Raw genomic sequence first — 9,047 nt, forward strand, 5'->3', positions numbered from 1 at the left:
CCTTCGGAAGATTGGAGTCGAGGAAGAAACCCCGTTCCTATCCTAGGAACTCACCGATAATCTTGACTATTCTCCCTGTTGCGCTCCCAACTCCGAAAAGCTCGGGTCTTCTCGGAGTCCCGGGGAGACCCCTCCTTACAGTATCGACAATCTCTTCCTCATCAACATCGCAGAGCGTGTTCCATCCACCCTCGAGCGTCTCAACCCATTCAGTCCTGTTTCTCAGTGTAACTACCGGCACTTCAAAAAAGTAAGCCTCTTTCTGTACACCACCTGAATCTGTCAGGACCACAGCAGCATTTTTCTCAAGGACCAGCATGTCCAGATAAGACACCGGATCAATCATCCTGAGCTGCGGGCTTGCCGAAAAGGAAATCCCGCTGATAACCTTTCTTGTCCTCGGGTGAACCGGAAAAACGACCGGTCGCCCGAGTTTTCCGGCCATATTGAGAATCTTGAGCACCCTCTCCGGATCATCCGTATTTTCCGCCCTGTGCACTGTCAGCAAGAAGTATCCTTTTTTTGAGAGACTTAGTGAAGAGAGAATTTCACTTCTCTTTTCGGCCTCAACGATCCTCTCCCCGAGAGTTTCAAGCATTACGTCTCCGGTGAAGTGGACTCCACTCCAGATTCCTTCCTTGTGCAGGTTTTGAACCGCCGTTTCAGTGGGACAGAACAAGAGCGCCGATACATGGTCCGTCAGGCAGCGGTTTATCTCTTCAGGCATCTTCTTCTCGTAACTTCTGAGGCCTGCCTCAACGTGGGCCACGTCTATTCCCATCTTGGATGAAGCGAGTGCGCCCGCAAGAGTCGAGTTGGTGTCTCCGTAGACAATCGAGAGCGCCGGAGATTCGTCAATGAGCACCTGCTCAATTCTTTTCAGCATTTCGCCGGTCTGGAAACCATGTGAACCGGACCCGACCTCGAGATTGTACGCAGGTTCCGGTATCTCCAGCTCTTCGAAGAAGACTCTCGACATCGCGTCATCATAGTGCTGACCGGTGTGAACGAGCACTTCCTCAAAATGTTCCCGAAGGAGTCTCCAGAGCTGAGCGCACTTTATGAATTGAGGCCTCGCGCCTACAATCGAGACTACTTTCTTTTTCCCTTTCAGCTGTACACCCTCCCCTGCGGACTTCCCGAAACTCATCTAACGTTGCGGCGATTTATTCCCGGCATAGTTCAGTCAGAGTTTGAGATTCTCCACTTTACAAAACGGGCAAATCCAGATTTTGTCTTTTGCTTCTTCCGTGATGTGCCTGCCGCATGACCTGCACACATGAAAGACAAGACGTAGCCCGCTCCCGCCTGTCTTCTGGAAAAACATTAGATAGTTGCTTCTGCTCACAAGGTCTATCCCTGCCCGTTTCAGGATCGAAAGAGTGCTGATGAAACCCTTCTGAAACCGCACGATCCTGGGATCATTCATCCAACTGAAACCCGACGGCGCCTCGGCAAATGAAATAAGCCTGAGCCCTCTCCTATAGAACTCTCTCACGACTCCTTGAAAGTCAAGCTTCTGCACATGCTCTAGTCTCTTCCTGAATTTGAACATTCCATATTTCGCGAAGAATCCTGCGAAGCGGTAGAACCTGTCGTCAAAAGACGCGGAGTTTGGAAACGAAAGATAGAGCCTCCCGCCCGGTTTGATTGATGAGACGAGATTGTCGATCGTTCCGGAGAAATCACCGATGTGCTCAAGCACATACTGGCAAACGACAAAATCGAAGACAGAATCCTTGAGCGGGAAAGAAACCAGGTCCGATAGAACAAAGCTGACATTTGAGGACGCTCCCGGATTCCAGTTTTTCCTTCGTATGTCCACGCCGACTATCCTGAGATGCGGGAAGAGCCCATAGTTGAAACTCCCGCCGCCGCATCCGGCGTCAAGCACAAGACTTCCTGCCGGAAGGTCATTCAGCACTTCGTCAACGAACAAATGTTCATCCATGTGCAGGTTTCCGAGACGTCCAAGTGAACTCTCCCTTGCGGGATACACCCGGAGAATGCAGGCAAGGGTCAGAACCTATTTCGGCTGCTCCACCAGTGGCAGGTTTCATGATCTTCTTTCAAGCCATGGCCGGGTTTCAGGGCAGCACGGATTCCAGAAAAGACCCCTTTCCATAGAGCATGCACATTTCTGGCATTTCCCGGAGTAAGATTTTTCAATGAGAAGGCAACAAGTCCCAGAAGCCCAAAGACAGGCGCTGTTAGGAAGTGGTACCACTTCGCGTATTTTCTGAAAAGGAAAATCCCGCTCTTTCCCCTATTGTATGCTTTGAATGGGGTTAGACCGCCGCCCGAGCTCGATGAGACTTTGTGCCATGCGATTGCTTCCGGAACGAAGAGGAGCGTGTATCCGGCTTCTCTTGCCCTGAGTGAAAAATCAGCATCCTCTCCATAAATAGAATACCTGTCGTCGAGCATTCCGACCTTCCCGATGACTTCCCTCCTGATCATAAGCGCGCATGCCGTCAGGTAATCAACGAAAGCCTTCCGGGAGTACTTTTGGGAGTCCGCCTGCCTTATCCCGATATGTGAAGTCATCCCTGCCCAAAGCCTAACTCTCCCGCCTGCCGACCATATCGTTCTCGTTCCGGCGTAGAATATCTTCGGGCCGGAGAGCCCGGTGTCATGTTCGCGCTCCAGTGAATCGACAAGATTTGGCACACAATCCGTATGAACCGTCGCGTCGCTGTTGATGAGGAAAAAATAATCGCCGCCCATCTCGCAGCCGCAGGAAAGCCCGATATTGACCCCCTTGCTGAAAAGGAGGTTTTCATTGTTCTTGATTACGATGGTCTCCGGGTAGGATTCTCTGGCCGCATCCGGCGTGCCGTCCGTCGAGCCATTGTCGACAAGTATAACCTGGAGTCTCGGATAGTTCGACTGCCGGAGGGATTCGAGACATTCGAGCGTGTCTCTCCTCCCGTTCCAGGTCACAACAATCGCAATCACACTCGGTTTTGGCACCATTAGGTCCTATTCGCTCGATATCTTCGGCCCAGCTAGCGGCCCACGGGGACCGGTTGCTCGGCACGGAAGAGCGTGGTGGCGATGAGCCGTGAGCTGGCTTACGCGGGAGGGATGGGGAATCCATCTTGGCAAGCAAGGTGGGGATACCCAGCCCTTTAGAGGCTGGGAGGGGTAAGGATTCCCCGCCTGGCGAGCCATAGATGGGTCATCCCGGAGCGGAGCCAGCAAAGGCTCATTCGCCATCACGATTCCACGCGCCATCTATGCGGCCACCTCCGACACTGCCACGCAGCCGACCCCGTGCCGAGGAGCCGACTCAGTTCGGCTCCCCCGAATTCTCAGTTGACGAACCTGTATTTGAGAAGGGTGTAGAGTGCGATCACGCCGTCGATCCACCTTACTTTTTTCCCTTCGTTCGTTGTCCTGGGATGGTAACCGATGGGCACTTCGAATATCCTGTGCCCTCTCTTTCTGAGTTTTGCAGTCACCTCGGGACAGAATTCGAATCTCCTGCACTTGAGTTCTATGCTTTTTATGACATCAGTCCTGAAAACCTTATAAGCAGTCGCTTCATCCGTTATATTGCACCTGTAGAGCAGGTTTGCAGCGGTCGTGAGCACGATATTTGCAATCTTGCTCCTAAATGGAAGTCCCTCCACCTTCCGCAAGAATCTTGAACCATAGACAACTTCTTCTTTTCCCGAAATGATGGGTTCAAGAAGCTTTTCGTACTCCTCCGGGTCAAGCTCAAGATCTGCGTCCTGGATTATCACGATGTCTCCGGTGACATAAGAGAGTCCGACTCTGATAGCCGCCCCCTTGCCGAAATTGACTCTTGAGGCATGGACAAGAAGAACGCCGCCAAGCTTTTCCTTTTCCCTGGCCAGCACTTCCTGGGTCCTGTCAGTTGAGCCGTCATCAATGACTATCATCTCCTTTTCAAGCGGGACCCTGGAGACTCTCTCGACCACTTCCCCAATGGTGCTCTCTTCGTTGTAAACCGGTATGATTACCGAGAGTTTCAGACTCCTTCTCCTTCCCGTTTAGCCGAGGCCCCTCCGGGCAAAATAGAAAGCCGATATCGTGAGAAGAGAAATGACGACGAACAGAGCAAGATTGAGACTTCCGGGAACACCAAATCTCGTCGAGTAGTAGAACCAGTAGTCTATTCCTCCCATCAGACTTTCTTTCTCTTCATCACCAAGCGGGATTCTTCCGCCCTCCTGGCTCAAAGCGCTCAGAGACAGTTCCTTCTCCGTCCCATTCAGGATTGAACCGGCGTTCTTCCTGAGCATCTCCCAATGCCCGGCTACTGGGGAAAATCTTGGGTTGAAGTGCGAATCGGCAAGAAACCTTGGGTCCGTGAACTCCCTGGTGTACGGATATTCACCGATTTCCCTGAGGTACGAGCCATAGTAGATTGTCGCGCCGCCTATCTGGACAAAGATGCCGATGACAAAAAGCGTTTTGTAGAGGACTCTGGTTAAAGAAGGCGATTTTCCAGGAAGACCTTCTTCGAGAACCATGAGAAGCGGAAGCAACATCGGCCCGAGGAGAGGAAGAAGGTATCTTGGTCCCCAGCTGCCGTCCCCTGCCCACGCCCTGAACTTCGCGTAGAGAAGAAGATTGAGCACAAAGGTCACAGTAAGAAGAATCGCGAGTGATCTCTCTCTTCTCAGGAAAAGTCCGAGTCCACAAACAGAAAGAATGAGTATTGGCGCATAGAGAAAAACGCTTTTCCCGGAGCTCAAAAGGAGACCGTACAATCCGACAAGGATAGGGGTCGAGAAGCCGGCGGGCGTCCCCTCATTCATGTAGCCGCTCTGGAACGGCGAGCCGAACCTTGCATAGTTGTAGAGAAGCATTGCTCCAAATCCGGCTGCGACCGGAATGAAAAAGCTTGCCGATTTCTTTCGCAACTCAGGCCCAAGCATAAATATTGACGCAGGCACCAGGAGAACGACCGTAGCGGATTTCACCAGGATGAGAAAGAAACCCGAAATGCCGGCAAGAAAAACAAAGAGCGATCTCCTCTCATTTCTTCCGCGGTAGAGAAAGTAGAAGAGGCTCAGGAAGAAGAAACTCAGAATTGATTCTGCCGTGTAGTACTTTGCGTAGGGCCATGCAAAAGTCGAAATTCCGTATCCACAGGCCACGATGAATGACGTTCGCCCATTGAATCCCAGAGCCCTGCCAAAGAGAAACAGAATCAAGCACGCCCCGGCCGTGAAGAAAGCCGCAAGAAGCGAGACGAAGAATTTTTGCACAAACTCAGCGGCTCCCGGAGGTGCAAAAGCAGAGGCCAGCTTACCAACCAGGAAGAGAGGAATGGAAAGGATTGCCTGCCCTATGCCGGCCTTCGTATAGAGTCTTCCGTCCTTTCCGGGAAAAGCATTCCCGTACGGAACGGATACGGTTCCGTGCTCGACAATGCTCTTCGTAAGAAGAAACATCGTGTTCCCGTCGCTGCTTACGATGTGACCGCCGGATGTGAGTACGTAGAAGAAGAGAAAGAAGAGGAATATGAAGACCAGGTTTTTCAATTCTCTATTGCCTCCACTACCTTCGCCCAGGAGAACTTTTCCCTGTGTGCACGAATATTCTCTCTCATTGAAGGGCCAAGATCATCCTTGAAGAACCTGATGACAGCCTCTGCAATTGCGTTACTGTCGCCTGGCGGAACCAAGAGGCCTGTTTCTCCGTCACTGATCGCCTCCGGAACTCCCCCGACCTTCGTGCTTACGGCAGGCACCTCAAACGCATAGGCAACCTGGACCACGCCGCTCTGGGTCCCCGACGTATAGGGAAGAACAACCACATCCGCGGCGCTGAAATACCGCCCAACCTTGTCGTCAGGGATGTAGCCTGACATTATCTTCACTTTCTCCCCAATTCCAAGCTTCTTCACAATCGACGTGTACTTCTCGACGGGCTCATAGAAGTCGCCGACGACAAGCAGCGTGGCGTCAATCTCTCTGAGTATGAGCGGCATGGCCTCAATGAGAAACTCAAGCCCCTTGTACGGCCTCACGTAGCCAAAGAAGAGGATCACGTTTCCGGAAACCTGAACTTCACGCCTCGCAGCCACTCTGTCAACCGCCTCGGCTGCGAAGAACGAATAGTCAGGATGGAAGACTTCTCTTACTTCTGCGCGTGGTTTCAACTTGAGCAGTTCATTCTTTACGAAACCGGACATCACAAGGAAACGGTCCACCTGCGAAAATGCAAATCTTGTGAGAATTTTATCCCCGGGCCTTCTTTCGTGAGGCATGGCGTTATCGCAGATGAAGATGACTCTCGAGCCCGTGAATCGTCTGGACAAGAGAGAGATAGTCCCGAAGCAGAGCCCAAAAAACGGAGTCCACCATTTGAAAATAAGGAGGTCCGCCTTTTCCCGATGGACAATCCTGAAAGCTCTGATCCATGTGAAGGGATTAAGAGAATCTATGATCCGGCAGGAATCCACTTTTATCTTGGGCTTCCCCGGCTCAAGCTGGCTCGTCCCGGGAAAGAGGAACCGCGGATATTGCCTCCTGAATGAAATGAACACGACGGCGTGATTCTTTGCAAGCTCCCTGTGGAGAACGGCAAGATACTGCGCTATGCCGCCCCTCAAAGGAAAAGCCGGACCGATGATGGCTATTTTCAATTGTTACTCTCTCACTCCCAGGAGAAAGACTCTGTCACCCCACATTCCGGTCAGTCGCGTAAGAGAAGAGTTCAATGTCTCAAGCAAGGTAAACAATACTTTTTCAGGACCGGAGAATTTTCTTGGATTGGCAGGCATCTTCGTGACGATTGTTCGCCTGACTTTGAATCCGGCTGCTTCAACGAAGAGGGCAAGTGTCCGTGGCGTGAATTCAATCAGGTGGTACGGGGGCGAGAAGAGAGTCTTCTTTCTCCTGGATATTGAGTAGCCAAGCATCCCCAGTCTTCTCGAGAGCGTATCCAACGACGTGGGGACAGCGACCGCCAATATGCCGCCAGGTCTTAGAATTCGCCTCACTTCGCGGAGATCGTCGAGCGGGAATTCAACGTGTTCGATGACATCCCCCAGGAAAGCAGCATCAAAGCTTTCATCGGGAAGGCCGGCGCTCGAAAGAGTTCCTTTGTGGACGGGCAGTCCAAGCTCCTCGCACGCGAATCTGGATGCTTCGGGAGAAGGCTCAACTCCGAAGACTTCCCATCCCTCGCCCATTGCAGTCTTGAGGAAGTAGCCTCCGGCGCAGCCGATCTCAATTATCTTTCCCTTCTTCCCGAGAGAAGCCTCTATCTTGCCGAGCGTATCAAGGTTCCCCGCTCTCATGTGAATCTCACTTCCAAAGTACTCTCCGGAATGTCCACATCTGAAGTCGCCGTCAAAATAAGACTTTCCGTACATGATCTCGAGCTCTGCTTCCTTCGGCTTCCGGGAGAGAAACGCGACGCCGCAGCGTCTGCACTTGACGGCGGGAAACCTCTTAGAAAGATAGAGGTATTCAAAGGGAAGATTCTTCAGGATTTCGGAGCTGCAAAGGGGACAAAGAGAAGTTCTCTCGGGCAAGGGCTCACCCAACCTCCCATGTATCAAGTCCTCTGAACTCGAATCCAAACTCGACTATCTGTCCGCCCAGTTCCTCCAGCCTTTCTGCAACAATGTGCTTCTTGCCGAAGTCACAGAAAAGGAGCAGATATCCGCCTCCACCGGCGCCAAGGATCTTGCCGCCGATCGCACCGTTCTTTCTTGCCACATCGTAGAGCTCGTCTATGCTTTCGTCAGTAATGGCCTTGTCGAGTTTCTTCTTGTTGCCCCAAGAGAGATGCAGAAGCTCGCCAAACTCAGAGAGCTTTCCGAGGAGAAGCAAGTCCTTCATGACGATCGCATCCTGTTTTATCGCATCAAGCGCACGGACTACTTCCTCTTTCCGTTCGATGTAGGACCTGGTCTGCCTGGCAACAATGTTTGCCGACAGCCGCGTCTTGCCGGTGTAGCAGAGCAATAGACCATACTCTAGCTCGTTAATGACCGACGGCTTCATCCTGAGCGAATTCACAACGGTCTTGCCGTTTCCAAACTCAATGAAGTTGAATCCTCCGAAAGTTGCCGCGTACTGATCCTGTCTCCCTCCGGCAATCCCAAGACCAACTCTCTCAATCTCGTACGCAAGCTCTGCAATCCCGTAATCGGTAAGAGGAGTTTTCAACCAGTTCACAAATGTCCCGATGAGAGAAACGACCATTGTTGAAGAAGAGCCGAGTCCCGAGCCGGGTGGAGCATCAGTATGGATGAAGAGATCAAATCCGGATTCCGCACTCATCCTTTCTGCGACTGCTCTCACCAGACCGAGTTCTGAATCGACAGCCATGCTTTTGCCTTTTGAATACTTTGCGACAACGTCATAATCGAGAGACGTGATGGTGAGCTTCTCATCCTTTCTTTCAACAAGAGACGAGAAGGCATACTTGTTGATCGTCGCACTGATAACCGCCCCTCCCCTTTCCTCCGGATAAGGGGAAACGTCGGTCCCCCCGCCGCAGAATGAAATCCTCAGAGGAGCCCTGCTTCTTACAATTCTACTTGCCACGCTTCAAGCCCCTAGTCAGAAACAGAATAGAACAATCTCCGGAATCGAACCCTTCATGCTACTCAGAAGCACTGCTTACCGTTGACCTATTCCTTTACCTTCCGGGAAGGATAGGCTCTCTTCACGCCGAGCCTGGCTATCATTTCGCCCAGAAGTCCAAGCGAAATGAATTGAATCGCGAGGATGATCAACCCCACGCCAAAAAGCAGAAGCGGTCTCACTCTCAGAGGTTCCCCCCTCAGCCATTCAATGCCAAAATAGAGATTGATCAGCAGTCCGATGAGAAAAAAGAAAATGCCTATTCTCCCAAAGAGATGAAGAGGGCTTCTCTCGCTCTTCCTGAGGAACATCACGGAAAGGAGATCAAGGAAACCGTTAAGGAAACGGGAATACCCGAACTTGGAAACGCCATGCTTTCTCGGATGATGCCTGACGGCTTCTTCCCCTATCCGGAAACCCTCCCAGTAGGCAAGCACGGGAACGTATCGATGCAGCTCGCCATAGACG

At 51.9% G+C, this 9,047-nt stretch carries 9 protein-coding genes; all 9 read right to left on the reverse strand.

Annotated features, from left to right (window positions below):
* Window positions 1–37: 37 nt before the first annotated feature.
* Window positions 38–1,150 carry a UDP-N-acetylglucosamine 2-epimerase (non-hydrolyzing) gene (gene wecB / locus QME66_00265; GenBank protein ID MDI6807404.1) on the reverse strand — a complete coding sequence of 371 codons (1,113 nt, stop codon included), beginning with the start codon at window positions 1,148–1,150 and terminating at the stop codon, window positions 38–40.
* A gap of 36 nt (window positions 1,151–1,186) precedes the next feature.
* Window positions 1,187–1,951 carry a methyltransferase domain-containing protein gene (locus QME66_00270; protein MDI6807405.1) on the reverse strand — a complete coding sequence of 255 codons (765 nt, stop codon included), beginning with the start codon at window positions 1,949–1,951 and terminating at the stop codon, window positions 1,187–1,189.
* Between the two features lie 68 nt (window positions 1,952–2,019).
* Window positions 2,020–2,973, reverse strand: a complete 954-nt coding sequence (locus tag QME66_00275; protein MDI6807406.1) for a glycosyltransferase family 2 protein — start codon at window positions 2,971–2,973, stop codon at window positions 2,020–2,022.
* 341 nt (window positions 2,974–3,314) lie between these two features.
* Entirely contained in the window at window positions 3,315–4,001 is a 687-nt protein-coding gene (locus QME66_00280) for a glycosyltransferase family 2 protein (GenBank protein MDI6807407.1), read from the reverse strand.
* A gap of 18 nt (window positions 4,002–4,019) precedes the next feature.
* Window positions 4,020–5,519 (reverse strand): hypothetical protein, encoded by a 1,500-nt coding sequence (locus tag QME66_00285; GenBank protein MDI6807408.1) that lies wholly within the window; start codon window positions 5,517–5,519, stop codon window positions 4,020–4,022.
* Window positions 5,516–6,625: a glycosyltransferase gene (locus tag QME66_00290; protein ID MDI6807409.1), complete on the reverse strand. Its 1,110-nt coding sequence runs from the start codon at window positions 6,623–6,625 to the stop codon at window positions 5,516–5,518. Before QME66_00290 ends, QME66_00285 begins: the two co-directional genes overlap by 4 nt.
* 3 nt (window positions 6,626–6,628) lie before the next feature.
* The gene (locus QME66_00295; protein ID MDI6807410.1) at window positions 6,629–7,519 is read right to left on the reverse strand and encodes a class I SAM-dependent methyltransferase; all 891 of its coding nucleotides are present in this window, start codon (window positions 7,517–7,519) and stop codon (window positions 6,629–6,631) included.
* Between the two features lie 4 nt (window positions 7,520–7,523).
* The gene (locus QME66_00300) at window positions 7,524–8,540 is read right to left on the reverse strand and encodes a GHMP kinase (GenBank protein MDI6807411.1); all 1,017 of its coding nucleotides are present in this window, start codon (window positions 8,538–8,540) and stop codon (window positions 7,524–7,526) included.
* Between the two features lie 86 nt (window positions 8,541–8,626).
* The coding region (locus QME66_00305; GenBank protein MDI6807412.1) for a glycosyltransferase at window positions 8,627–9,047 on the reverse strand (421 nt) is incomplete at its 5' end.

Source organism: Candidatus Eisenbacteria bacterium (assembly GCA_030017955.1).
Lineage (GTDB): Bacteria > Eisenbacteria > RBG-16-71-46 > JASEGR01 > JASEGR01 > JASEGR01.

What these genes read in the sequence shown, in the direction of transcription:
- wecB (MDI6807404.1), bottom strand. Translation starts at nt 1,150, where the DNA reads ATGAGTTTCGGGAAGTCCGCAGGGGAGGGTGTACAGCTGAAAGGGAAA.
- QME66_00270 (MDI6807405.1), bottom strand. Translation starts at nt 1,951, where the DNA reads ATGGATGAACATTTGTTCGTTGACGAAGTGCTGAATGACCTTCCGGCA.